Genomic DNA, 24,328 nt, shown 5'->3' on the forward strand with positions numbered 1-24,328 from the left:
GCGCAGGTCAGGTCCACTTTTTTGTCCACTGCGCCTGTGGGTGGCAGTGGTGGACAACCCAGTGCATCTGTGGACACGCGAAAGTTCTGCACATCCGGTGCACAGCCCTGTGGGACTTCTCCCCAGTGCTGTCCCCAGCTTTACCCACGTTCCCCACAGGGCAATCAGGCACCTTGGTGTGACGCCTTTCACTCGACCCGGTGAGTGGGGGTGTTCCGTTGCCGAACAGTGGACAGCGGTGTGGAGAAGCTGTGGGCAACACGGCCTCGCCTGTGGGCCGCCGGTGGACAACGTGGATCAAGGCCTGTGGAAGGTTTCTGTGTCCACAGTCTGTGGAGTCCGGTTGGCCACAAATCCACAAGCGGCTGACCTGGCGTGACGGGCACCGTGACGGCCTGCCTGTGGATGCCGTATGGACAACTCCACGGTCCCCAGGCTGTGGAAGGAAGGCCGCCCCCAGATCTGTGGAGAACAGCTGCCGACCGCTCCGTATTCGAACAGGGATGGTCGGCACCTGTCGGCCCACGGGACGACGAAGGGCGCCCCGTGGTGGTCCCGGGGCGCCCTCGAAGACTCTTCGGCTCTGCGCCGACGGCTCGGTCAGCCGTTCTTGATCCGGTTGGTGAGCTCGGTGACCTGGTTGTAGATGGACCGGCGCTCTGCCATCAGCGCGCGGATCTTGCGGTCCGCGTGCATCACGGTCGTGTGGTCACGGCCGCCGAACTGTGCGCCGATCTTCGGCAGCGACAGATCCGTGAGCTCCCGGCACAGGTACATCGCGATCTGGCGTGCTGTCACCAGCACCCGGCTGCGTGAGGATCCGCACAGATCCTCGACCGTGAGCCCGAAGTAGTCGGCGGTGGCGGCCATGATGGCGCCGGCTGTGATCTCCGGGGCGGAGTCCTCGCCTCCGGGGATCAGATCCTTCAGAACGATCTCGGTGAGACCGAGATCCACGGGCTGGCGGTTGAGCGAGGCGAACGCCGTCACCCGGATCAGCGCGCCCTCCAGTTCGCGGATGTTGCGCGAGATCCGGGAGGCGATGAACTCCAGCACCTCCGGCGGGGCGTTGAGCTGCTCCTGGACGGCCTTCTTGCGCAGGATCGCGATACGCGTCTCCAGCTCCGGCGGCTGCACATCGGTGGTCAGACCCCACTCGAAGCGGTTGCGCAGCCGGTCCTCGAGCGTCATCAGCTGCTTGGGCGGCCGGTCCGAGGACAGCACGATCTGCTTGTTGGCGTTGTGGAGGGTGTTGAAGGTGTGGAAGAACTCCTCCTGCGTCGACTCCTTGCTCGCGAGGAACTGGATGTCGTCGACGAGGAGGATGTCCACATCCCGGTAGCGCTTGCGGAACGCGTCGCCCTTGCCGTCGCGGATGGAGTTGATGAACTCGTTGGTGAACTCCTCGGAGCTCACGTACCGCACCCGGGTGCCGGGGTAGAGGCTGCGCGCGTAGTGCCCGATGGCATGCAGCAGGTGGGTCTTGCCGAGTCCCGACTCCCCATAGATGAACAGGGGGTTGTACGCCTTCGCCGGTGCCTCGGCGACGGCGACGGCGGCCGCGTGCGCGAACCGGTTCGACGCACCGATGACGAATGTGTCGAAGAGGTACTTCGGGTTGAGGCGTGCGTGCGGTTCGCCCGGGCCGGGCGCCGGCGCGGGCTGGGCGCCCAGCGGGCCGGGTGCGCCGGAGGGCCCGCCGCGGTGGGGCGGCTGGGGCTCGGGCATATCGCGTCGCTCCGGACGCGACTGGTACGGCTGGCGCTCGGGCGGCTGCGGCGACCGGTAGTCGTGCTGGGGCCGGCGCGGCGAGGCGTACGGGTCGCGCTCCTGGAAGCCGCCGAGCCGCGGCTGCTGCCAGGACAGATCCTCCTGGGTGCGCGGCCAGCCGCCCGGTTCCGGGCGCTGCTGGTACTCGGGATACGAGGGACGGACGGACGGCAGACCGTCGTCGTCCAGGGGCCGGTGCCCATAGGTGTCGTACGGGTCGCTCTGGCGCGGCTCGTCGTGCTGCGGGCCCGGGTAGCGCGGCGCCTGCTGCCCGGCAGGAGGCGCCTGGGGTGCGGGCGGTTCGCCCGCGGAGTCGTCGACAGTGATCGCGATCCGGATGGGACGGCCGCACTCGCGGCTCAGGGTGTCGCTGATCAGCGGAGCCAGTCTGCCTTCGAGGACCCGCTTGCCCCATTCGTTGGGGACGGCGAGCAACGCGGTGTCGGCCACGAGGGCGAGCGGCTGGCACCGCTCGATCCACTGTTTGTCCTTGGGCTCGATGCCTTGCTGGCCCTCGGCGAGGAGGTGTTCCAGCACGCGTGGCCACACTGCGGCAAGATCGGCAGGTACGTCAGCCACAGGGCACGCTCTCTCGCAGGTCCCACGAATGTGTGCTTCTCGGGACGGGATAGGAAGACAGGAAAAAAGATTCGGAGTCCAGCCACGGTAGTCAGGGCGACCCGCGCGGTTCAAGTTGTTGTCCACAGCCTGTGCACAGCGGGGGTCCCCGTGGGCCTGGTTTGACCGGATGGCGTAGCCGCGCGTACCGTAACCAGGTCGAGTTGTCGATGGCTGCTGCCGCCTGCCTCCGATGGGCAAAGATCACGGTCTGTGATCGTGAAGCGGTGCACTCGGGCGTAAACGCGAGCTACTCGTGGGCGCACGGTGACAGCCAGGCGATGTCCCGCCATCTACGAATCATTTCTGGAGCCCCCGAGTGAGCAAGCGCACCTTCCAGCCGAACAACCGTCGTCGCGCGAAGACCCACGGTTTCCGCCTGCGCATGCGTACCCGTGCCGGTCGCGCCATCCTGGCGAACCGTCGCAGCAAGGGTCGCGCCAACCTGTCCGCCTGATCGCGTACAGGTCATGACGTGCTGCCTACCGAACATCGGCTGAGGCGGCGCGAGGACTTCGCGACTGCGGTACGCAGAGGACGCCGGGCCGGACGCCCGTTTCTCGTCGTCCATCTACGCAGCGGTGCAACGGACCCGCACGCGCCTGGGGAGAGCGCTTCCCGGACGTGTGCGGGTTTCGTCGTGAGCAAAGCTGTGGGGGGTGCTGTCGTACGCAACAAGGTCAAGCGGAGACTGCGCCATCTCATACGCGAACGACTGTCCGAGCTGCCCCCCGGTAGCCTGGTGGTCGTACGGGCGCTGCCCGGTGCGGGCGACGCCGATTATGCACAGCTGGCCCGAGACCTGGACGCCGCTCTTCAGCGGTTGCTGGGAGGGGGCGCGCGATGAAGTACCCGTTGCTGGCTCTGATCAAGCTGTACCAGTGGACGATCAGCCCGCTGCTGGGACCTGTCTGCAGGTACTACCCGTCGTGTTCCCACTACGGGTACACGGCCATCGACCGGCACGGCGCGGTGAAGGGCACGGCTCTCACCGCTTGGCGCATCCTGCGGTGCAATCCGTGGTCGCCGGGCGGAGTCGATCATGTGCCGCCGCGCCAACGTCCGCGGTGGCACGAGATGCTGCGCGATGCGTTGCGTGGCGGCAAGGGCGGGGACTCCGCCGCTGATGTGCTTACGACCGGCTCGGTGCCTGAAGCCCCGAACCCGGCCGCAGAGACCTCGCCCAATGCTCAAGGAGCTTGATTAGTGGACACGATTGCCAGTCTCTTCAGTTTTATCACCACACCTGTCTCGTGGATCATCGTCCAGTTCCACAAGATCTACGGGGCGATGTTCGGCCCGGACACGGGCTGGGCCTGGGGACTGTCCATCGTGTCGCTGGTGGTCCTCATCCGGATCTGTCTGATCCCGCTCTTTGTGAAGCAGATCAAGGCGACCCGGAACATGCAGGCGCTCCAGCCGAAGATGAAGGCGATCCAGGAGCGCTACAAGAGCGACAAGCAGCGTCAGTCCGAAGAGATGATGAAGCTGTACAAGGAGACGGGGACCAACCCGCTCTCCTCGTGCCTTCCGATCCTTGCGCAGTCGCCGTTCTTCTTCGCGCTCTACCACGTGCTCAGCAAGATCGCCTCGGGTGACCCGGTCGGTGTGCTGAACCAGACCTTGGTCAACAGCGCCCGGCAGGCCGAGATCTTCGGTGCCCCGATCGCCGCCAAGTTCACGGACAGCCCCGAGAAGGTCGAGGCCCTTCACGCCACGCTTCTCGATGTCCGCATCGTCACCGCGGTCATGATCATCCTGATGTCGGCGTCGCAGTTCTACACGCAGCGGCAGCTGATGCAGAAGAACGTCGACCTCACGGTCAAGACGCCGTACATGCAGCAGCAGAAGATGCTGATGTACATCTTCCCGGTGATCTTCGCCGTCATGGGTATCAACTTCCCTGTCGGTGTTCTCGTCTACTGGCTGACCACCAACGTGTGGACCATGGGCCAGCAGATGTACGTGATCAACCAGAACCCGACGCCGGGCAGCAAGGCTCAGGACCACTACCTGCAGCGTCTTCTGAAGAGCGTTACCGCGAGCGGTGAGGTCAAGTCGCGTCGCAAGCGCACTGTCGTCCAGGCCATCGTCGCCAAGGGCGCGGACCGCAACGACAACGAGCGCCGCTTCATGAGCGGGCTGGCCAAGGCCGGCCTGGCCGCTCAGGCGGACGGCACGGTCGCCAAGAGCGAGACTGCCGTCCTCGACGCCGAGGGCGGTGCCGGGCAGAAGCGCCAGCAGCCCAAGCGCCAGACCAAGTCGAAGCGTCAGGCCACCGCTGCCCAGCCGGGAACAACCAAGAGCTCCGAGGGCGACTCCGCGTCGAAGACCTCGCTGCAGAAGGACGAGTCGAAGCCGGGTGGTGCCAAGCCCGCCGGTTCTGGCCGTCAGCCCAAGTCCGCACAGCGCAAGGGCCAGCAGCGCCCCAAGCACCCGTCGTCGAAGAAGTAAGAAGGAGTCGTTCCGTGACGGAAGGCACCATCTCCGCCGCCACCGAGGGTGGCGACACCCTGACCCGCCTGGAGCAGGAAGGGGAGATCGCGGCCGACTACCTCGAGGGTCTGCTCGACATTGCCGACCTCGACGGTGACATCGACATGGACGTCGAGGCCGACCGGGCTGCGGTCTCGATCATCAGTGACACGGCCAGCCGGGACCTGCAGAAGCTCGTCGGCCGCGACGGAGAGGTCCTGGAAGCCCTCCAGGAGCTGACGCGGCTCGCCGTCCACCGGGAGACCGGGGACCGCAGCCGGCTGATGCTGGACATCGCAGGCTTCCGGGCCAATAAGCGCACAGAGCTGGCCGAACTCGGCGCCAAAGCCGCCGACGAGGTGAAGAGCACCGGTCAGCCGGTGAAGATGAAGCCGATGACGCCCTTCGAGCGCAAGGTCGTCCATGACGCGGTCGCGGCCGCGGGTCTGCGCAGTGAGTCCGAGGGCGAGGAGCCGCAGCGCTTCGTCGTCGTGCTTCCGGCCTGACCCTCATTGATCTCTCGGCCCCGTCTGTTTCGCAGGCGGGGCCGAACTTTGTCAGCCTGATAGTCAGCCATCCCACTCCACATGTGCGGTAGTGCGGTACGGAAGGACGGTTCCCGTGACGGAGTCAGTGGAGCTTCCCCAGGCGCCCGATGTGGCGCGGACGGTATTCGGAGACTTCTTTCCGGAGGCTGTGCGGTACGCCGAGCTGCTCGCGGACGCGGGGGTCAAGCGTGGTCTGATCGGGCCGCGTGAGGTGCCTCGGCTGTGGGAGCGGCACCTGCTGAACTGTGCGGTGCTGTCCGAGGTCGTCCCCGAGGGTGTCACCGTCTGCGATGTCGGCTCCGGTGCCGGGCTCCCTGGTATTCCTTTGGCGCTCGTTCGTCCTGACCTGAAGATCACGTTGCTGGAGCCCCTGCTGCGTCGGACGAACTTCCTTCAGGAGGTCGTCGAACTGCTGGGCCTCGATCATGTGACCGTGGTGCGGGGCCGTGCCGAGGAAGTACTCGGGAAGCTGCCCCCGGTGCATGTGGTCACAGCGCGCGCGGTGGCTCCTTTGGACCGGCTGGCCGGCTGGGGTGTTCCTCTGCTGCGTCCCTACGGCGAGATGCTCGCGCTCAAGGGCGACACCGCCGAGGAAGAGATCCACGGGGCACGAGCCGCTTTGGGCAAGCTGGGTGTGGTGGAGACCTCGGTTCTCCACGTCGGCGAGGGAATCGTGGATCCTCTGTCCACGGTGGTGCGGGTGGAGGTGGGGGAGAGCCCGGGTGGCGTTCGGTTTGCGGCGAAGCGGGCCAAGGCCGCTCGGACGAGCCGTACGCGACGGCGCCGCTGAGCCAGACAAGCTTCCATACGTACGCATTTCGGAGTGTCGTCCTGGCGTAGTCATGCGGCGCGTGCATCGTGTTTCACGTGAAACGTCGCTCACTGCTGCAGGGAATCATCAGTCGTGGCCGTGCGGCCGCTCAGATGAAGGGGCGCAGGCCCCTCGTGAGGGTTACGGATTTGTCCACAGAGGTGGTTTCCTCCACAGAACCACCTGCCTCGCTGGTTCACGACCCCGAAAGCATGGCAGGCTCTGCTCATTGCGAGCCTGAAGTCGAGGAGAGTGAATCCTTGCGGTCCGACGCCAACATCGCGGGACCGATGACCGATCCGGTCCCCGGTCCCCGTACCGAGTCGACGGGGGACGATGTTTCACGTGAAACACCGCCTCCCCCGCTGGACGACACCCCCATTGGCCGTGCTGCACAGCTGGCCGTGGAGGCGCTGGGGCGTGCCGGTGAAGGTCTGCCCCGACCTGAGCAGACACGCGTCATGGTCGTCGCCAACCAGAAGGGCGGCGTAGGTAAGACCACCACCACGGTCAACCTTGCGGCCTCGCTCGCGCTGCATGGCGCGCGTGTGCTGGTGGTGGACCTGGATCCGCAGGGCAACGCCTCCACGGCTCTGGGGATCGATCACCATGCAGAGGTCCCTTCGATCTATGACGTCCTGGTGGAGAGCAGGCCGCTCGCCGAGGTGGTCCAACCGGTACCGGACGTCGAAGGCCTCTTCTGCGCCCCGGCCACCATCGATCTCGCCGGTGCGGAGATCGAGCTGGTGTCGCTGGTGGCGCGGGAGAGCCGACTGCAGCGCGCGATCCAGGCATACGAGCAGCCGTTGGACTACATCCTCATCGACTGCCCACCGTCGCTGGGCCTGCTGACCGTGAACGCTCTGGTCGCCGGTGCCGAGGTGCTCATCCCCATCCAGTGCGAGTACTACGCGCTCGAGGGGCTTGGCCAGCTGCTGCGCAACGTCGATCTGGTACGTGGACACCTCAATCCCGCCCTGCACGTGTCGACGATCCTGCTCACCATGTATGACGGCAGGACCCGGCTCGCGTCCCAGGTGGCCGACGAGGTGCGCAGCCACTTCGGTGAGGAGGTTCTGCGCACGAGCATCCCGCGTTCTGTGCGCATTTCTGAGGCGCCGAGCTATGGGCAGACGGTGCTGACCTACGATCCGGGTTCCAGCGGCTCCCTCTCGTACCTAGAAGCAGCACGTGAGATCGCGCTGCGCGGCGTCGGAGTCCACTACGACCCGCTGCATGCCCACCTGGGCAGCCAGAACACTCAGCAGAACATGTCGGAGGGGATCCAGTGAGCGAGCGACGTAGAGGTTTGGGGCGTGGGCTCGGTGCGCTGATCCCGGCCGCTCCGCAGGAGCAGGTGCCGTCGGCCGGTACAGCGAGCGCGCCGGGAGCAGCCTCGGTGCTGACCGCTGAGCGGGGTGTGGCGGCCGCGAAGGTCACCACGCTGCCCGCGGCGTCGGTGGCGCCCGAAGCCAGCTCGCAGGCGGAGCCGGAGTCAGCAGTGCTGGCCGAGTCGGCCAGTGCGCACTTCGCCGAGGTGTCGCTGGATGCGATCACGCCCAACCCACGTCAGCCGCGTGAGGTGTTCGACGAGGATGCCTTGGCAGAGCTGATCACTTCCATCAAGGAAGTAGGGCTCCTCCAGCCGGTCGTCGTGCGTCCGTTGGGCCCGGACCGCTATGAGCTCATCATGGGTGAGCGTCGCTGGCGGGCCTGCCGCGAAGCCGGCCTTGACCGGATCCCCGCGATTGTCCGGCACACCGACGACGAGAAGCTCCTTCTCGATGCGCTGCTGGAGAACCTGCACCGCGCGCAGCTGAACCCGCTGGAGGAGGCTGCCGCCTACGATCAGCTTCTGAAGGACTTCAACTGCACCCACGACCAGCTGGCCGACCGCATCGGGCGCTCGCGCCCGCAGGTGTCCAACACACTGCGGCTACTGCGGCTTTCGCCGCCGGTCCAGCGCCGGGTCGCGGCCGGAGTGCTCTCTGCGGGGCATGCACGTGCGCTGCTTGCCGTGGACGACTCCGAGGAGCAGGACCGGCTCGCACATCGGATCGTGGCCGAGGGGCTGTCGGTTCGAGCGGTCGAGGAGATCGTCACGCTGATCAACTCGAACCCCAAGAGTGCCCCCAAGGCGAAGGGCCCCCGCGCAGGTGCCCGACTTTCGCCTGCCCTGAGCGATCTGGCTTCGCGGCTCTCGGACCGCTTCGAGACACGCGTGAAGGTCGACCTCGGTCAGAAGAAGGGCAAGATCGTCGTCGAGTTCGCGTCCATAGACGATCTCGAGCGGATCCTGGGCACGCTGGCCCCTGGCGAGGGGCGGGTCCTGGAGAAGGGGCTCGGCGAGGAGCCTGCAGAGGGCGACGAGCACTGAGCCTCCAGAAGATCGATACCGCCGGGGCGGGTTGTGTTCCACATTCAGCGGAACACAACCCGCCCTTTGCCGTCGTGCGGTACCCCTGCCGGGCTCGTGTGGATACGATGCGTTCTGGTATGGCGCATCCACCTTGAGCCACCTCAGAGGGAGAGCGAGGGCCATGCGATCGGTGAGCCGCGGCCGACTGGTGACTGTTGGTCTGGGACTTGGGGCGGTAGGCGGATTCGTCAGCAGCCTGCTTCGGGAGCGAAGCGCGCTGGCGGCTGCTCGCAGCGCGGCAGACGAAGGAAGCGAGGTAGAGCCCTCATGGGGCGTCGGTTCGCACCGCTCACGCTGGACAACCTTTCGGACCTTCCCAAGCGCTGTCGGGCGTGTGTCTTCTGGGAGCTTGATCCAGTCAGCGGAGAAGCCGCGGTAAAGGCCGGCACTGCAGACCTCGAGAAAGAGGCCTGGATCTCCGCCGTGCTTTTGGAGTGGGGCTCCTGCGGGCGGGTCGTCTACGTCGACGAGGTGCCGGTCGGGTTCGTGCTCTACGCGCCACCGGCGTATGTGCCGCGTTCCACCGCGTTCCCCACGAGCCCCGTTTCGGCGGACGCGGTACAGCTGATGACGGCCTGGATCATGCCCGGCTATCAGGGCCAAGGGCTGGGTCGTGTAATCGTGCAGACCGTTGCCAAGGATCTGATACGGCGCGGGTTCAGAGCGATCGAGGCATTCGGTGACGCTCGCTGGAAGGAGCCCGCGTGCGTGCTTCCTGCCGACCATCTGCTCGCCGTGGGCTTCAAGACCGTCCGTCCTCACCCCACATATCCCCGACTGAGGCTGGAGCTGAGAACCACGCTCTCGTGGAAGGAAGACGTGGAGCTTGCGCTCGACCGGCTGCTGGGTGCCGTACAGAAGGAGCCGGTGCTGCGGCCGTTGTGACGGCGAACGCGAGAATGGGCTCATCCCTCGGGGGGATGAGCCCATTCGTGTCTCGCCCGTCGTTGTTTCACGTGAAACAACGACTCCGCGGTTACTCGCCGAGGAAGGTTTCGAGGTCGCGGACGATCGCTGCCTTCGGCTTGGCACCGACGATGGTCTTCGCGACCTCTCCGTTCTGGTACACGTTCAGCGTCGGGATGGACATGACGCCGTACTTGGCGGCGGTGGCCGGGTTCTCGTCGATGTTGAGCTTTACGATCTCGATCTTGTCGCCGTGCTCAGCCGCGATTGCTTCGAGGGAGGGCGCGATCTGGCGGCACGGACCGCACCAGGCGGCCCAGAAGTCCACCAGCACGGGCTTGTCGCTCTTGAGGACGTCCTCCTCGAAGGAGTCGTCAGTCACATTCTTCAGGGCGCCGGCCACGGCGACCTCCTTAGCTCTGCGGGGTGTGTGGGGTGGGGTGCTGGGGGTCAGACCACGGGGGTCTTCTCGGGCTCCGCGGCCTTCTCGCTGTCCGAGAGCGCGGAGAGGAAGCGCTCAGCGTCCAGTGCGGCGGAGCAGCCGGTGCCGGCTGCGGTGATGGCCTGGCGGTAGGTGTGGTCGACGACATCGCCCGCGCCGAAGACACCCGTCAGGTTGGTGCGCGTGGACGGCGCATCGACCTTCAGGTAGCCCTCGTCGTCCAGCTCGAGCTGGCCCTTGAACAGCTCGGTCCGGGGGTCGTGGCCCACAGCGATGAACAGCCCCGTCACCGCGAGTTCGGAGGTCTCGCTGGTCCTGGTGTTACGAAGGGTGAGGCCGGAGAGCTTCTGCTCGCCATGAATCTCGGCGACTTCGCTGTTCCAGGCGAAGGAGATCTTGGGATCGGCGAAGGCGCGGTCCTGCATGGCCTTTGAGGCGCGCAGCGTGTCACGGCGGTGGACGATGGTGACCGACTTGGCGAAGCGCGAGAGGAAGGTGGCCTCCTCCATCGCCGTGTCACCACCACCGATGACGGCGATGTCCTGGTCCTTGAAGAAGAACCCGTCACAGGTGGCACACCAGGAGACGCCGCGTCCGGAGAGTGCGTCCTCGTTCGGCAGGCCCAGCTTTCGGTGCTGGGAACCGGTGGTGATGATGACGGCCTTCGCGCGGTGGACGGTACCGGCGGTGTCGGTCACGGTCTTGGTCTCGCCGGCGAGGTCGACGGACACGACATCGTCCGGGACGAGCTCGGCACCGAAGCGCTCCGCCTGGGCACGCATGTTGTCCATCAGATCGGGACCCATGATGCCGTCGCGGAAGCCGGGGAAGTTCTCCACCTCGGTCGTGTTCATCAGCGCGCCACCGGCGGTCACTGCTCCCTCGAACACCAGCGGCTGCAACGATGCGCGCGCCGTGTAGAGGGCGGCTGTGTAGCCCGCGGGCCCGGAGCCGATGATGATCACGTTACGGACGTCGCTCACGGGTTATTTCCTCGTCTCTGCAGACTGCCTACTGCCTACGGGGCCGGTTCAAGGACTCTCACCCCACCCAACGGATCCTACGGGGCTTGCATTCCCGAGGTGTCAGAGCGGCACAGGCGATATATCAGTGGCGAGGGTAGGTCTGCGTCAGCAGAAGCTTTCCTGCGGATGCCCGCTGGGCATCGACACAGGCGGCGTCGACGACATAAGCCTGGACCCGGGAGCTGTCGGTGGAGTGCGGCATCACCACGAGGTAGGCCCTGACGCCTTCGAATATGCCTCGCTCAACGGCGATGGGGGCATCAGAGCGTCCGGTGCCCTGCTGGATGCACGCGGGAGCCCTCGTGATCGCAGTGGCCTTGGGAGTCACCGTGGACGCGCCCAGATCCTCCGAGGGCCCCCTCTCCATCCGTGGCTCGGCCTGTGCCGGGCCGGCCGTGAGCAGCGCCTCCACGCGCCGCTCGAGTGCCGCGCCGGTGAAGACCTGCCCGTCGCCGGCCCCGGCGCTGACGCTGGCCTTCCGTGCGGTCTCCGACGCACTCTCCGAGGAGTCATGAGTGGACTGCAAGAACATGACGCTCACACCTACTGCGGCGGCGCTGAAGACAGCTCCGAGGACCACGGTGCGGCGGCGTCGTGTCCGACGGCTCCGGCGGCCGGGGCCAGTGGCCGCATGGGAGTGCCCGGCAGGCCGACCGGCCGGTGCAGGCTCGGCTGAACGAGTCGACGACTCTGTTTCACGTGAAACATGCCCGCTGTCGTCTGGAGCGGTTGCGTCCAGGAGTGCCTCGGCGGCCAGAGCGGCATCGATCCGCTCCGCGATATCGGCAGGCATCCCTTGGGCTCCGGGCAGCGTGCCGAGCAGCCCACGGACTTCCTCGAGCGAAGCTCGCACGTCCGCGCACAGGGGGCAGTCGTTCAGATGGTCCTGCACGTCGGCAGTACGGGAGGGAGACAGCAGTCCTTCGGTGAGGTCGGAGATTTCCGAGACGTCCGGGTGCCGAGTCGTATCGGTCGTGGATGTCACGCGCGCCCACCTCCGCCCTTCACTGCCGCAGGGTCATTGGGCCCTGTCTCTTTCGACCCCGACGCCGGTGGGACGGATGTCCCCGGCGTCCGGTTCCTTCCCTTGCTGACCTCGGGGTTACCCCCGCCGTCACGACGAAGATGGGTGAGCAAGGGCAGCAGTCGCGCCCGACCGCGCGCGCACCGGCTCTTGATGGTGCCCGTCGGCACATCGAGCACACGTGCCGCCTCGGCCACGGGATAGCCCTGCATATCCACCAGCACCAAAGCGGCGCGCTGGTCCACAGGGAGCGTCGCCAGCGCCGCCACGAGCTCGCGGTGGAGGTCCTGGCGCTCTGCCGGCGCCTCGGCAGACTCGTGAGGCTCCAGCAGCTGTTCCAGGCGCTCCGTGTCGTCGACAGGCGAGGTCTTGCGTGAGGCTGCTTTGCGCGCCCGGTCCAGGCAGGCGTTCACGGTGATGCGGTGCAGCCACGTGGTGACCGCAGACTGCCCCCGGAAGGTGTGGGCGGCGCGGAACGCCGACACAAGGGCGTCCTGGACCGCGTCAGCGGCCTCCTCGCGATCTCCCAGGGTCCGCAGAGCGACGGCCCAGAGCCTGTCCCGGTGGCGCCGTACCAGCTCACCGAAGGCATTCGGATCCCCCGCGACATGCCGCTCCAGGAGGTCCTGGTCGCTGATGTCGCCGAGTGTCGCGTCGTCCAACGGTGAGCCCCCTCCCGCGTACTGTCAGCTGGTGATCTTGATTTCCGAGATCTTGCCGCGGAAGTCACTGCCGTCGGCCGGCGGCAGGTTGGTCAGCCAGACCAGAACGTACCGCGCCTCGACCGGCTTCCCGGGCTTGAGGGACACATTCGTGCCGGTACCCTCGGCGACCTTGGTGAAGCCGTCGGGGGTCGTGGGCTCGGCTGCGGCATCCGCAGGTGCCGTCCGCAGCTCCACCGAGGTGTTTCCGCCGAGGAAGGAGACGTCCACTGACCCGACCTGCTGGGACTTACCGAGGTCCACGACGATGCCGACACCGGACTTCAGCCGACCGAAGTCCGCGCTGAAGTAGCTCTTGGTGTTCCAGAACGTCGTGGGATCGCCGTCGTAGCTGTTCCTTATCGCTGCCGGGTTCTCGGAGCCGTCGCTGCCGAACGGGTCGAAGTCGTGAGCACCGACGATCGCGATCGGTTTGCCCGACTCCACGTCCGGATTCTTCTCTTCGGGCTTCGTCTGGGTCGTGCCGCCCGGCTTGACCTTTTCCTTGTCGCGGTCGATCAGCTTGTCGGCGATCTGCCAGCTGCCGAGGCCCAGCGCGGCGATGAGCAGCGCGGCGACGGTCCACTTCAGGGCCTTGCCGGTGCGGCTCTCCAGAGGCGCCGGCGGAGCCGGCGGCATCGCCTGGGTGACGGTCGCGCCCGGGCGCGCAGCAGGGCGGCCGTACGTGCCCTGCTGATAGGTGGTGCGCTGGTACTCGGGCGGCGAGGTGAAGGCCGGCTCCGGCGGGCGGATGCGCGGCATCGCGGCGACGGCCTTGGCCAGCTCGTCTGGTGTGGTGCACGCCGGTTCCTGGCGGGAGGCTGTGGCACCGTCGTTGACCAGAGCCCGCATGGCGAGCTCGGAGAGCCCGCGGTGCACGCCGGCTCGCACCTGGTCGGGGGCGATCAGACCGACGCCCTTGGGCAGGCCCGGCAGGCCGTACGCGTCATTCTCGTACGGCCAGCGCTGTGTCAGCGCGGCGTACAGCAGAGCACCGATCGCCTCGGTGTCCGTGCGATGCGGCAGGTCGGCGGAGATGCCGCGCAGGGCGGCGTTCACCGCCAGGCCCCGGATCCGGTACTGCCCGGTCGACGTCCGCAGCACCGCGCTGGGAGTGAGCCGGAGGTGGGCAAGCCCTTCACGATGAGCCGCGGCCATGGCCTGGGAGATCTGGTCGACGAGCATGTATGCGTCGTGCGGCTCAAAGGGCCCTGAGGCGAGCAACGCGGTGAGCTCGACGGCGTCCGGGAGCCACTCGTGCACGACATAGACGAGGTCGTTCTCCTCGACTGCGTCCAGCACCTGGACGAAGCGGGGGTCGCCGAGCAGCGCGGAAGAACGCGCCGCCGCGAGGACGGAACGGGCCCGGGGGTGGTCGGCAGGGAGGATGTGGACGCCGACAGCGCGCCGCAGTTTCTCGTCGACTGCACGCCAACTGCTGAAACCGTCCAGACGGGTGACGCACTCCTCAAGGCGGTAGCGTCTGGCGAGCTTATGACCACTGTGCAGTTCGGGCGCCGAGATGGAGGGTTCGCCATCCTGCCGCTCGGCATCCGGGTCCGGTGCGGTCTTTTCCGCCGCGTTCTGGGATTCCGCCGCCCCGTCGGTCGTGGCCTTGCCCGCCTGCGCGGTCAGCGGGTCGTCTCCGCTGTTGTCGGCCACGTCGACGGCAGCCGTGCTACGTTCCGCCACCGTCGTTCCTGCCTCCCCATCCGTTGCGCCATATCCAACAGCCATGCCAATTGTGCCCACAGTCCGACGCTATGCACGACACGCGGGGTCCGACGATGGTTGTGCGGACCCCGCAGATCAGCGTCCCAGTCGTCCGCGGACCATACCGACCATGGCGTTGAGTTCTTCGATGCGCATCCGCTTCGCGGCGAAGAGGAAGACGCCCAGCAGTGCGATTCCACCGACGACCAGCGCAGCCAGTGAACCGGCAGCGCCGCTGCCGAGCACCTTCATCACACCGAACGCGATCGCACCGGCGACGGCAGCCGCGGGCACCGAGGCCATGGACAGCCGCGCGTAGGTCCGCATGACGTGAGCGCCGTCCAGATCGCCGCCCAGACGGTTCTTGAGGCGTCGCCAGGCGATGCCTACGCCGACGGCGTAGGCGAGGCCGTACGAGGCCGCCATGCCGACGACGGCCCAGCGGGCAGGCAGCACCGCGTAGCACACCGCTGAGGCGCCGGCATTGACGCCGGCGACAATCACGGTGTTGTAGAAGGGGGTTCGGGTGTCCTCGTAGGCGTAGAAACCGCGCAGCACGACGTACTGCACCGAGTAGGGGATGAGCCCGAGCCCGAAGGCCATGAGGATGAAGCCCATTCCCTTCGCGCCTTCGAGGCCGCTGGAGGCGAACAGCAGCGTGGACATCGGGACGCCCAGCGCGAGGAAGGTAAAGGCGACCGGGACGATCGCGACCGCCGAGTTGCGCAGGCCCTGGGAGATGTCGTCACGCACGGCGCCCGGGTCGTTGTCGTGCGCGGCGCGCGAGATACGCGGCAACAGAGCGGCCATGACCGACACAGTGATGATCGCCTGCGGCATGCCCCAGATCAGCTGCGCGTTGGCGTAGGCGATGAAGCCCGCACCCTCTCTGCCGGACGCCGCGCCGGCCGCGGTGGCCAGCTGGGTGACCACGAGCACTCCCGCCTGGTTGGCGAGAACGAACAGGACGGTCCACTTCGCCAGCTTCACGGTCTTGCCGAGGCCGTGACCCTTCCAGTCGAAGCGCGGACGGAAGCGGAAGCCGGTCTCGCGCAGGTAGGGGATCATCGCGAGTGCCTGCACGACCAGGCCGAGCAGCGTGCCGATGCCGAGCAGGCGGACGCCCTCCGGCGGGATCGTCTGAACACCCATCTGGGACTCGGCGGCGGTGCCGTACACCCAGATGAACAGACCGAACGTGGTGATCATGACGATGTTGTTGAGGACCGGGGTCCACATCATCGCGCCGAACTTCCCACGGGCATTGAGGATCTGCCCCATGACGACATGCACGCCCATGAAGAAGATCGTGGGCAGGCAGTAGCGTGCGAACGTGACGGCGACGCTGTTGGCCGCCTGATCGTTCGCAATCGTGTCCGACATCAGCCGGATCAGGAATGGAGCCGCGAACACGGCGGCGGCCACGATGACGCCGAGTGCCACCATGACGAGGGTGAGCAGACGGTTGGCGTATGCCTCGCCGCCGTCCTCGTCGTTCTTCATGGCGCGAACCAGCTGTGGCACGAAGACCGAGTTGAGACCACCGCCGACGGTCAGGATGTAGATCATCGTCGGCAGGGTGTACGCGATGGTGAACACGTCACCGAGGAGGGCGGCACCGAGAGCCGCCGTGATCACCAGGCTCCGTACAAAACCGGTGAGGCGGGACACGAGGGTGCCGGCTGCCATCACCGCGCTGGATTTCAACAGGCCGGACGCACGTCCGGCCGGCTTCTTCGGCGCCGGCGGCGCAGGCGCAGGCGCCGGCTCGGGCTCGGGAGCCGGGGCGCCCGATGCCTGCTGGTCGCGGAAGAGATGGGCGAAGGCATCGGGTTCCGGCTTCTCCTCGGAGGCCTGGGTGACCAGATCGTCCACGCCCGTGAACTGGGTGGTTCTGGCGTCGTCGCCGTACGGCAGCCTGCGTGAGGGGCCGTCGTCGGGCTCGGGGGGCGGAGTCTGTGCCCAGATCCGCGGGTCGGGCGCGTAGGGCGACGCCGGCGGCTGCTGGTACAGCGGCTGCGGCTCCTGAAAGGTGCCGGGAGGCGGCGGGGGGTGCGCCGAGCGGTCGTAGACCGCCTCGGCAATCGGATCCTGAGCGGCGAGATCCTGCGCCTGGAAGGGGTCGTGGGCGTAGGCGTCCTGGACATAGGGGTCCTGGGTGTACGGATCCGGGGCGGGCTGCGGCGACGGCACCTGGCCCCCACCCGCGCCCTGACCACGGTCACCGTCGTACGGCGCGTTCATCGCTACCCCACCTCATCGTCCCCGGCCAACCGGCCACGACATCGCTCAATGGTCCACTTTCTCACCAGCGCCGGACGGGTCGCCGCTTTCCGGTCGGGTGTCCGGTGTCAGGTCACTCGCCTGCCCGGGATCCGGACGGTCGATGTCACCTTCAGCGCTTGATACGGCTTCTTCGGCCGCCGAAGCGGCTTCGCGCGCCGCTGCGCGCTTGCGCTGGGTGTACATCCTGACGCCGGCGAGGACAAGAAGCAGGACACCGCCCGCGAGGACGAGCATCACGGTCGGGGTGATCTCGGACACCTTCAAGGTGAAGGCCATCGGCCGGCCGTACGGCTTGCCGTCCTCGGTGTACAGCTGGGCGGTCATCTGGACCTGGCCGTTGGCATTGGCCTCGGCCGGGAACTTCACCGTCTGGCTGTGGCCGCCCTCGACCGTGATCGGCTGCTCGGCGACACCCTTGTCTCCGTCGAGGTTGAGGCGTGTGGGGTTCTCCGACCTCAGCCGCAGCACCAGGTGATCGACTCCCTGGACCAGCTTGTTCTGCACCGTGACCGGGATGGTCGCGCTGCGCCCGGACAGGGTCACATCCGACTTCTCGATCAGTCGCACTTCGCCGGTGAGGCTGTGCAGATAGTTCCGCACGATCCGGCGGTACTCGTGGGCCGGTGCCGGCGTGCCGCGCCACGACACCGACAGTTCACGGTCGATCGCTCGGCCGAAGGGAGTCTCCACCCGGTCGGCAAGAGTGAGGATGACCTTGAACTTGTCGAGGGTGTCCTGGGTGGCCTTGATGTCCTGGAAGGTCTCCACCGGCAGTTCCTGCTTGCGCAGCGCGGCGGGGTAGCGGGCGGAGCCGGGCACCTGGGTATTGGCGTCGGCGTCCGGCTTGGCGTCCGCGGCGGCCTCGAGGTCGAGCGGCTGCGTCCAGCGCCGACTGTCGAGGGCCCGCAGCGCCCGGGCCATGGACTGGGCCTGGGTGGTCGTCGGCGTGCGCTGAGGGGCGACCACGATGCTGCGCTGATTGTTCGGCTGCTGGTGGGTCAGCGCCAGCGTCTGGGCGAGAAACTCCTGGACCGCCAGGGTCGAGTGACCGGCGTCGGTCATATCGCGCTGGAAGGCGGTGGAGAGCCGCGAATCGGCGACGACCGCCGTGGTACCCCCACCGATCGGGCGGGCCGCGGTCGGCGTGTAGTGCAGGTTGTCCTGGAGGCTGTCGCTACGGGCGATGACCTTGTCCGCACCGGCCGAGGTGGCCACGTCGACGATCGACGAGTCGATCTGGCCTTCCACAGGCCAGGCGAAGTCGATGGACGGCTTCACATGAAGCACGGTCTCCACCGTCGTCTCGGCAACCTCGGTGGCGGGCTTCAGATGGCTGAGGGAGCCCGACACGCCCTTGCCGCGGTGGGCGAGTGAGGCGAGGTCGGGGTCGGCGAACGGCAGGGCGACGATCTTGCGACCCTGCACGGCACCTTCGAGGGCGCTCAGCCAGCGCTTGGCCACTGCCTGGTTTTCTTTACTGCCGGCGACTGTGGTGTTTCCGCTCTTGACCCGGTAATTCCGCGTCATGGCGTCGACGGTCGCCAGGAGGTCGGGGTCGATGACCCAGGTGACGGGCAGATCGCGGCCAAGGGCAACCATCTGCTCGAGCCGGCCGCCGGGAGCGAGCTCCGCGGCCAGGGTCTCGTCCTCGAAAACGGGCGTCTGCTGTTCGTCCGAACCGGTCTCCGCCGTCAGGTGTGTGGAGGAGATCAGCGGCCAGAGATAGGTGAAGCGGGTCTTCTCCTGCGTGGCCTCCGGCTGCCAGGGCAGGAAGGTGCGCTCGATGCCCAGCACCTGGTCGAACTGCGCGCTCGCGGTCCGACCGGTCAGGGAAACGCCGAGCTGGTAGACGCCACCGTCCTCGTCGAGGTCGAGCTTGTCGGCGGGGACCGAGAGAGTGAAGTCCTGGCTGATCCCGGAAGCGAGCTTCGGGATCTTCACCGAGTACCTGTCGTCGATCGCGGGAGCGTCGACTCCCGGGAGGTAGCCGGTCCGGTCGGCCGCGCTGTCGATCTCGGTCCTGCCGAGCAGCTTGGGTCCCACGCCCAGATCGATGTGGGCGTCCGTGACGGGCTGCCTGCCGTTGTTGACCACGGTGCCGGAGATGGTGATCGTGTCGCTCTTCCCGGGCGCGGTCGGCGTAAGCGTGTCAAGAGACACATCGACCGTACGGGAGCCGGTGGCGTCTTCGGCGGCATACGCCGTCGGTGCGACGGGCCCCCAGAGCAGCCCGGCCAGGAGCGGAGCGCCGATGATCAGGGAGGCTGTGCGACGCAGCCACCGGCGCGCAGGAGAAGTACTCATCCCCTGGAAGTCTGCCGCCTCGGACACGTGCTCGCCCGTCCCTCGTCGATTGCTGTCGCTGGTCGTTCTCTGGTTCTTGCGTCCACGCATGGTAACGAGGTGCGCTGTGCCGAAGTGCCGTGGTGTGCCCCACAAGATCGGAAGCGATGTGAGGGCCGCCATAAACGAGGACGCTCCGGTCGGCCCGGGCACGTACCCTGTTCTGTTGTGCCGAACGCCAATGATGACAACCCCACTGCACTGAGCCAGGTGCAGCACCGCGCGGTGAGTGAACTGCTGCGGGTGTCCCCTGTCGCCGACGACCTTGCACGCCGATTCCAGGAGGCCGGGTTCAGCCTTGCCCTGGTGGGTGGCTCTGTTCGTGATGCGTTGCTCGGGCGGCTCGGCAACGACCTCGATTTTACGACGGACGCCCGTCCCGAAGATGTCCTGAAGATCATCCGTCCCTGGGCGGATTCGGTGTGGGACGTCGGCATCGCTTTCGGCACGGTCGGGGCACAGAAGGACGGCCTTGTCGGGGATGCTGTGCAGCGCTTTGAGATCGAGGTGACGACGTACCGCTCGGAGGCGTACGACCGAACCTCGCGCAAGCCCGAGGTCTCCTACGGTGACTCGATCGAAGAGGACCTGGTACGGCGCGACTTCACGGTCAATGCCATGGCCGTGGCGCTGCCGGAGAAGGAGTTCATCGATCCGCACAACGGCTTGGACGATCTTGCTGCGCGTGTGCTGCGGACTCCCGGCACGCCCGAGGAGTCCTTCTCCGACGACCCGCTGCGCATGATGCGAGCGGCCAGATTTGCCGCGCAGCTCGACTTCGAGGTGGCGCCCGAGGTGGTTGCCGCTATGAAGGCGATGGCGGAGCGCATAGAGATCGTCTCCGCCGAACGGGTACGTGACGAGCTCAACAAGCTGCTGCTCTCGGCAAACCCCCGTAAGGGTCTGGGGCTGCTTGTGGACACCGGCCTCGCTGACCATGTGCTCCCAGAGCTGCCGGCTCTGCGACTGGAGAGTGATGAGCACCACCGGCACAAGGACGTCTACGAGCACTCACTGACGGTGCTTGACCAGGCCATCGACCTGGAGGACGACGGGCCGGATCTGGTGCTGAGGCTGGCGGCACTGCTCCATGACATCGGCAAGCCCCGGACACGACGTTTCGAGAAGGACGGCAGGGTCTCCTTCCATCACCACGAAGTGGTGGGCGCGAAGATGACCAAGAAGCGGTTGGCCGCACTCAAGTACTCCAACGAGATGGTCAAGGACGTCTCACGGCTCGTGGAGCTGCATCTGCGCTTCCATGGCTATGGGACAGGGGAATGGACGGACTCCGCGGTGCGGCGGTACGTCCGCGACGCCGGGCCGTTGCTGACCCGACTGCACAAGCTGACCCGGTCGGACTGCACCACGCGGAACAAGCGGAAGGCGGGTGCGCTCGCGCGGGCGTATGACGGGCTGGAGCTGCGCATCGCGCAGCTCCAGGAGCAGGAGGAGCTGGATGCCATCAGGCCCGACCTGAACGGCAACCAGATCCAGGAGATTCTCGGCATCGGCCCCGGCCCCACGGTCGGCAAGGCCTATGCCTACCTGCTGGAGCTGCGCCTGGAGAACGGCCCGATGGAGCATGACGCAGCCGTTGCGGCGCTGAAGGAGTGGTGGGCCGCCCAGGACTGATGGGAGGCGATGCGATGTTTCACGTGAAACATCGCATCGGATCCATCGGGATGAACTGAGGCGGTGTGTCGAGGGTGATGTTTCACGTGAAACATCACCCTCGGTGTTTCCCTGGGTCAGCGCCAACGTGCGAGAGCGGTAGCGATTGCCGCATAGATCAGCGCGACCACGACAACCAGGGGGACCGACTGCCCGTCTGGCGGCAGCATCAGAGCGGCAATGGCCGCTGCGCCCACGAAGGCGACATTGAACAGAACGTCGTAGAGGGAGAAGATCCGCCCTCGGAAGGCGTCGTCCACGGACGTCTGCACCACGGTGTCTGTGGCGATCTTGGAGCCCTGAGTGACGAGTCCCAGCACGAACGCCGCGACCAGCATGGGCGTCGGGGCGAAGGGCAGCCCCAGTGCCGGTACGAGAACCGCCGCGGATGCCGCACAGGTGAGCATCCAGCCGAACCGGCCGAGCCGCTCGATCGCCCATGGGGACACCACAGCCGCTGCGAAGAAGCCTGCACCCGAGACGGCAACGGCGAGACCGAGCAGGGCCAGACCCTTCGACTCGGTGCCGGACCAGGAGTAGCGGCAGAGCATGAGAACCATCACGGTCAGCGCGCCGTAGCAGAAACGCAGCAGTGTCATCGCGATCAGCGCATGAGCCGCGGGCAGGCGCTCTGTCAGATGCCGAAGGCCGCTCACCAGGCCACGCGCTGTGGAGGCGATGGCAGCTCCGAGCCGGGGCTGAACGAGCTCCGGGTCGGGTCCGAGCAGGCTCTTTCCCATGCGCAGTGAGGCAAGTGCGGCACAGAGATAGAGCGCGGCGCCGACCAGCATGACCGCCGCATCGGAGTCCGCAGCCACAAGGCGCACCACAAAGGCGAGCCCGCCGCCTGCGGTCGCGGCGAGCGTCCCGGCTGTCGGGGAGAGGGAGTTGGCCACGACCAGTCGTTCGGGGTCGACCACTCGTGGCAGGGCCGCAGAGAGACCGGCCAGTACGAAGCGGTTGACCCCGGTGACGGACAGCGCGGAGACATAGAGGAGCCAGTCGGGTACGGAGGCGAGGATCAGGAGCGCCGTGCAGCACGCGAGCAGGGCCCGCAGCAAGTTGCCGTAAAGGAATACCTGGCGGCGTTGCCAGCGGTCGAGCAGAACGCCGGCGAAGGGGCCGATCACCGAGTACGGCAGGAGCAGCACGGCCATGGCGGAGGCGATCGCGGCCGCCGACGTCTCCTTCTCCGGAGAGAAGACCACGTACGTGGCGAGCGCCACCTGATAGACACCGTCGGCCGCCTGGGACAGCAGCCGGACTGTCAGCAGCCGACGGAAGTCGGTCAGGCGCAGGAGTACGCGCAGATCACGTACGACAGGCATGCGAGCAAGGGTCACACACGCGGAGGGTCCCCGGGTGGATTACCCGGGGACCCTCCGCGTGTGTGCTCGACGCAGCCGGACGCTTAGCGCTCGACCTCGCCCTTGATGAACTTCTCGACGTTGGCGAAAGCCTCGTCGTCGAAGTACTGAACCGGCGGGGACTTCATGAAGTACGAGGACGCGGAGAGGATCGGGCCACCGATACCCCGGTCCTTGGCGATCTTCGCGGCACGCAGGGCGTCGATGATGACACCGGCGGAGTTCGGGGAGTCCCAGACCTCGAGCTTGTACTCCAGGTTCAGCGGGACGTCACCGAAGGCACGGCCCTCGAGGCGCACATACGCCCACTTGCGGTCGTCCAGCCAGGCCACGTAGTCCGACGGACCGATGTGGACGTTCTTCTCGCCCAGCTCACGGTCGGGGATCTGCGAGGTGACGGCCTGCGTCTTCGAGATCTTCTTGGACTCGAGGCGGTCGCGCTCCAGCATGTTCTTGAAGTCCATGTTGCCGCCGACGTTGAGCTGCATGGTGCGCTCAAGACGGACACCGCGGTCCTCGAACAGCTTCGCCATCACGCGGTGCGTGATGGTGGCGCCGACCTGCGACTTGATGTCGTCGCCGACGATCGGGACACCGGCCTCGGTGAACTTGTCCGCCCACTCCTTGGTGCCGGCGATGAAGACCGGGAGAGCGTTGACGAACGCGACCTTGGCGTCGATGGCGCACTGCGCGTAGAACTTCGCAGCGTCCTCGGAACCGACGGGCAGGTAGCAGACCAGGACGTCGACCTGCTTGTCCTTGAGGGTCTGGACGATGTCGACCGGCGTCTCGGTGGACTCCTCGATGGTCTGGCGGTAGTACTTGCCCAGGCCGTCGAGGGTGTGGCCGCGCTGCACGGTGACGCCGGTGTTCGGCACGTCGCAGATCTTGATGGTGTTGTTCTCGCTGGCGCCGATGGCGTCCGCCAGGTCGAGGCCGACCTTCTTGGCGTCCACGTCGAAGGCGGCCACGAACTCCACGTCACCGACGTGGTAATCGCCGAACTGCACGTGCATCAGACCCGGCACCTTGCCGGCCGGGTCGGCGTCCTTGTAGTACTCGACGCCCTGCACCAGCGAGGCGGCGCAGTTGCCCACGCCGACGATGGCTACGCGAACCGAACCCATTCCGGTTGCTCCCTGTGTGATCTCGGTTTTCCGGATGAGACCCTGCGGTGCGCAAGGTCTCACTTGGCGGTGTCCTCGGACGGATCCGGCGGGGTGGGGCCTTCCGGAGGTGTCCCTCCGGAAGACGCGGCACCCGTGTGCCGGGGCAGGCCGCCCGTCTCTCCAGATGTGTTGTCCTGCTGAGCGGCGCTCTCGGGGGAGGGTCGTCTCTGATCCCGCCCCGCCCGCTCGCTCTCGATGAGCTCGTTCAGCCAGCGCACTTCGCGCTCCACGGACTCCATGCCGTGTCGCTGCAGCTCAAGCGTGTAGTCGTCGAGGCGCTCGCGAGTCCGGGCCAAAGAGGCGCGCATCTTCTCCAGGCGCTCCTCCAGCCGACTGCGCCGGCCTTCGAGCACGCGCATCCGCACGTCACGCTCCGTCTGCCCGAAGAAGGCGAAACGGGCTGCGAAATGCTCGTCCTCCCAGGTGTCGGGGCCGGTCTGCGAGAGCAGCTCTTCGAAGTGCTCCTTACCTTCCGCCGTCAACCGGTAGACAATTTTGGCGCGTCGCCCCGCAAGTGAAGCGGCGAGGGCATCCTCCGGAGCACTTCCCGGTTCCTCGATCAACCAGCCGTTGCTGACCAGCGTCTTGAGGCATGGGTAGAGGGTCCCGTAGCTGAAGGCCCGGAAGATCCCCAGCGAGGTGTTGAGCCGTTTACGCAGCTCATATCCGTGCATGGGGGCTTCACGGAGCAGACCGAGCACGGCGAACTCGAGGATGCCGGAGCGCCTGCTCATCGTCGCCTCCTCGCCGGGCCGGTCATGTATGTCGCTCTGATGTGTCGTGCTGATGTATCGAGTCGATACATCAGCACGATAGAGCGATGTAACCCATGCGACAAGTGGGGCCATCGTGAGCGGCGTCACATCGCCAATTCCCAACAGGCAAAATGCCTGATTTGAGGTGAATTTCAAGGCTAGGCAGGTTTTGGCCGTGCGTAGTCTGTGCGGCATGCAGACCGCCGGGAACCATGTGACGCCCTCAGGCGTCCTCGCCGTGGATGCACAGCGGATGAGCTCTTCACCCAGCTCATCCGTAAA

21 protein-coding genes are annotated in these 24,328 nt (G+C 66.8%); 10 read left to right on the forward strand and 11 right to left on the reverse strand.

From position 1 onward, the window contains the following. Window positions 1-600: 600 nt before the first annotated feature. Entirely contained in the window at window positions 601-2,349 is a 1,749-nt protein-coding gene (gene dnaA / locus OHS70_RS18195; RefSeq protein WP_328398790.1) for a chromosomal replication initiator protein DnaA, read from the reverse strand. 358 nt (window positions 2,350-2,707) lie between these two features. Between dnaA and rpmH the strand changes: the two genes are divergently transcribed. The 9 genes from rpmH (at window position 2,708) to OHS70_RS18240 (ending at window position 9,526) form a co-directional block, all read left to right on the forward strand. After that, the gene (gene rpmH / locus OHS70_RS18200; protein WP_018846094.1) at window positions 2,708-2,845 is read left to right on the forward strand and encodes a 50S ribosomal protein L34; all 138 of its coding nucleotides are present in this window, start codon (window positions 2,708-2,710) and stop codon (window positions 2,843-2,845) included. Between the two features lie 18 nt (window positions 2,846-2,863). After that, the gene (gene rnpA, locus OHS70_RS18205; protein WP_328398792.1) at window positions 2,864-3,235 is read left to right on the forward strand and encodes a ribonuclease P protein component; all 372 of its coding nucleotides are present in this window, start codon (window positions 2,864-2,866) and stop codon (window positions 3,233-3,235) included. Then, window positions 3,232-3,591, forward strand: coding sequence for a membrane protein insertion efficiency factor YidD (yidD, locus tag OHS70_RS18210; RefSeq protein WP_328398794.1), 360 nt, complete (start codon window positions 3,232-3,234; stop codon window positions 3,589-3,591). Before rnpA ends, yidD begins: the two co-directional genes overlap by 4 nt. Window positions 3,592-3,594: 3 nt before the next feature. Further along, on the forward strand, window positions 3,595-4,842 hold the full coding sequence (yidC, locus tag OHS70_RS18215) for a membrane protein insertase YidC (protein ID WP_328398796.1): 1,248 nt from the start codon (window positions 3,595-3,597) through the stop codon (window positions 4,840-4,842). A 14-nt stretch (window positions 4,843-4,856) separates the two neighbouring features. After that, window positions 4,857-5,369, forward strand: a complete 513-nt coding sequence (locus tag OHS70_RS18220) for a Jag family protein (protein ID WP_328398798.1) — start codon at window positions 4,857-4,859, stop codon at window positions 5,367-5,369. A 115-nt stretch (window positions 5,370-5,484) separates the two neighbouring features. Next, window positions 5,485-6,201, forward strand: a complete 717-nt coding sequence (rsmG, locus tag OHS70_RS18225) for a 16S rRNA (guanine(527)-N(7))-methyltransferase RsmG (protein WP_328398800.1) — start codon at window positions 5,485-5,487, stop codon at window positions 6,199-6,201. Window positions 6,202-6,434: 233 nt separating this feature from the next. After that, window positions 6,435-7,514: a ParA family protein gene (locus OHS70_RS18230; RefSeq protein WP_328405720.1), complete on the forward strand. Its 1,080-nt coding sequence runs from the start codon at window positions 6,435-6,437 to the stop codon at window positions 7,512-7,514. After that, a complete protein-coding gene (locus OHS70_RS18235; RefSeq protein ID WP_328398802.1) occupies window positions 7,511-8,599 on the forward strand; it encodes a ParB/RepB/Spo0J family partition protein in 1,089 nt (362 codons plus the stop codon). The genes OHS70_RS18230 and OHS70_RS18235 overlap by 4 nt, the downstream gene beginning before the upstream one ends. Before the next feature lie 309 nt (window positions 8,600-8,908). Beyond that, window positions 8,909-9,526, forward strand: a complete 618-nt coding sequence (locus tag OHS70_RS18240; RefSeq protein WP_328398804.1) for a GNAT family N-acetyltransferase — start codon at window positions 8,909-8,911, stop codon at window positions 9,524-9,526. Window positions 9,527-9,617: 91 nt separating this feature from the next. Here the strand turns inward: OHS70_RS18240 and trxA are convergent, their stop codons facing one another. The 7 genes from trxA to OHS70_RS18275 form a co-directional block, all read right to left on the reverse strand. Next, on the reverse strand, window positions 9,618-9,950 hold the full coding sequence (gene trxA, locus OHS70_RS18245; protein ID WP_328398806.1) for a thioredoxin: 333 nt from the start codon (window positions 9,948-9,950) through the stop codon (window positions 9,618-9,620). 47 nt (window positions 9,951-9,997) lie between these two features. Further along, window positions 9,998-10,972 (reverse strand): thioredoxin-disulfide reductase, encoded by a 975-nt coding sequence (gene trxB, locus OHS70_RS18250; protein ID WP_328398808.1) that lies wholly within the window; start codon window positions 10,970-10,972, stop codon window positions 9,998-10,000. Window positions 10,973-11,096: 124 nt separating this feature from the next. Next, window positions 11,097-11,546: a hypothetical protein gene (locus OHS70_RS18255; RefSeq protein WP_328398810.1), complete on the reverse strand. Its 450-nt coding sequence runs from the start codon at window positions 11,544-11,546 to the stop codon at window positions 11,097-11,099. A gap of 449 nt (window positions 11,547-11,995) precedes the next feature. After that, window positions 11,996-12,700 carry an RNA polymerase sigma factor SigM gene (gene sigM / locus OHS70_RS18260; RefSeq protein ID WP_328398812.1) on the reverse strand — a complete coding sequence of 235 codons (705 nt, stop codon included), beginning with the start codon at window positions 12,698-12,700 and terminating at the stop codon, window positions 11,996-11,998. A 24-nt stretch (window positions 12,701-12,724) separates the two neighbouring features. Beyond that, on the reverse strand, window positions 12,725-14,431 hold the full coding sequence (locus OHS70_RS18265; protein WP_328398814.1) for a protein kinase family protein: 1,707 nt from the start codon (window positions 14,429-14,431) through the stop codon (window positions 12,725-12,727). 117 nt (window positions 14,432-14,548) lie between these two features. After that, window positions 14,549-16,696, reverse strand: coding sequence for a murein biosynthesis integral membrane protein MurJ (gene murJ, locus OHS70_RS18270; protein WP_328398816.1), 2,148 nt, complete (start codon window positions 16,694-16,696; stop codon window positions 14,549-14,551). Between the two features lie 45 nt (window positions 16,697-16,741). Beyond that, entirely contained in the window at window positions 16,742-19,069 is a 2,328-nt protein-coding gene (locus OHS70_RS18275) for a DUF6049 family protein (RefSeq protein ID WP_328398818.1), read from the reverse strand. Window positions 19,070-19,249: 180 nt separating this feature from the next. On the opposite strand from OHS70_RS18275, the gene OHS70_RS18280 reads away from it, so the two are divergent. Beyond that, the gene (locus OHS70_RS18280) at window positions 19,250-20,716 is read left to right on the forward strand and encodes a CCA tRNA nucleotidyltransferase (protein ID WP_328398820.1); all 1,467 of its coding nucleotides are present in this window, start codon (window positions 19,250-19,252) and stop codon (window positions 20,714-20,716) included. A gap of 116 nt (window positions 20,717-20,832) precedes the next feature. On the opposite strand, the gene OHS70_RS18285 is transcribed toward OHS70_RS18280, so the two are convergent. The 3 genes from OHS70_RS18285 to OHS70_RS18295 all read right to left on the reverse strand — a co-directional run bounded on the left by OHS70_RS18285 (window position 20,833) and on the right by OHS70_RS18295 (window position 24,025). Continuing rightward, the gene (locus OHS70_RS18285; protein WP_328398822.1) at window positions 20,833-22,083 is read right to left on the reverse strand and encodes an MFS transporter; all 1,251 of its coding nucleotides are present in this window, start codon (window positions 22,081-22,083) and stop codon (window positions 20,833-20,835) included. A gap of 83 nt (window positions 22,084-22,166) precedes the next feature. After that, window positions 22,167-23,249, reverse strand: coding sequence for an inositol-3-phosphate synthase (locus OHS70_RS18290; protein ID WP_328398824.1), 1,083 nt, complete (start codon window positions 23,247-23,249; stop codon window positions 22,167-22,169). Between the two features lie 59 nt (window positions 23,250-23,308). Then, on the reverse strand, window positions 23,309-24,025 hold the full coding sequence (locus OHS70_RS18295) for a PadR family transcriptional regulator (RefSeq protein ID WP_328398826.1): 717 nt from the start codon (window positions 24,023-24,025) through the stop codon (window positions 23,309-23,311). Window positions 24,026-24,328: the final 303 nt, after the last annotated feature.

The sequence above is a fragment of the Streptomyces sp. NBC_00390 genome, from assembly GCF_036057275.1.
Classification (GTDB): Bacteria; Actinomycetota; Actinomycetes; order Streptomycetales; family Streptomycetaceae; genus Streptomyces.

Excerpts from the sequence above, each read along its gene's own strand:
- yidD (WP_328398794.1), top strand. The coding sequence starts at position 3,232 with ATGAAGTACCCGTTGCTGGCTCTGATCAAGCTGTACCAGTGGACGATC.
- OHS70_RS18295 (WP_328398826.1), bottom strand. The coding sequence starts at position 24,025 with ATGAGCAGGCGCTCCGGCATCCTCGAGTTCGCCGTGCTCGGTCTGCTC.
- OHS70_RS18290 (WP_328398824.1), bottom strand. The coding sequence starts at position 23,249 with ATGGGTTCGGTTCGCGTAGCCATCGTCGGCGTGGGCAACTGCGCCGCC.
- OHS70_RS18255 (WP_328398810.1), bottom strand. The coding sequence starts at position 11,546 with ATGTTCTTGCAGTCCACTCATGACTCCTCGGAGAGTGCGTCGGAGACC.
- OHS70_RS18230 (WP_328405720.1), top strand. The coding sequence starts at position 6,435 with ATGGCAGGCTCTGCTCATTGCGAGCCTGAAGTCGAGGAGAGTGAATCC.
- murJ (WP_328398816.1), bottom strand. The coding sequence starts at position 16,696 with ATGAACGCGCCGTACGACGGTGACCGTGGTCAGGGCGCGGGTGGGGGC.
- OHS70_RS18285 (WP_328398822.1), bottom strand. The coding sequence starts at position 22,083 with ATGCCTGTCGTACGTGATCTGCGCGTACTCCTGCGCCTGACCGACTTC.
- OHS70_RS18240 (WP_328398804.1), top strand. The coding sequence starts at position 8,909 with ATGGGGCGTCGGTTCGCACCGCTCACGCTGGACAACCTTTCGGACCTT.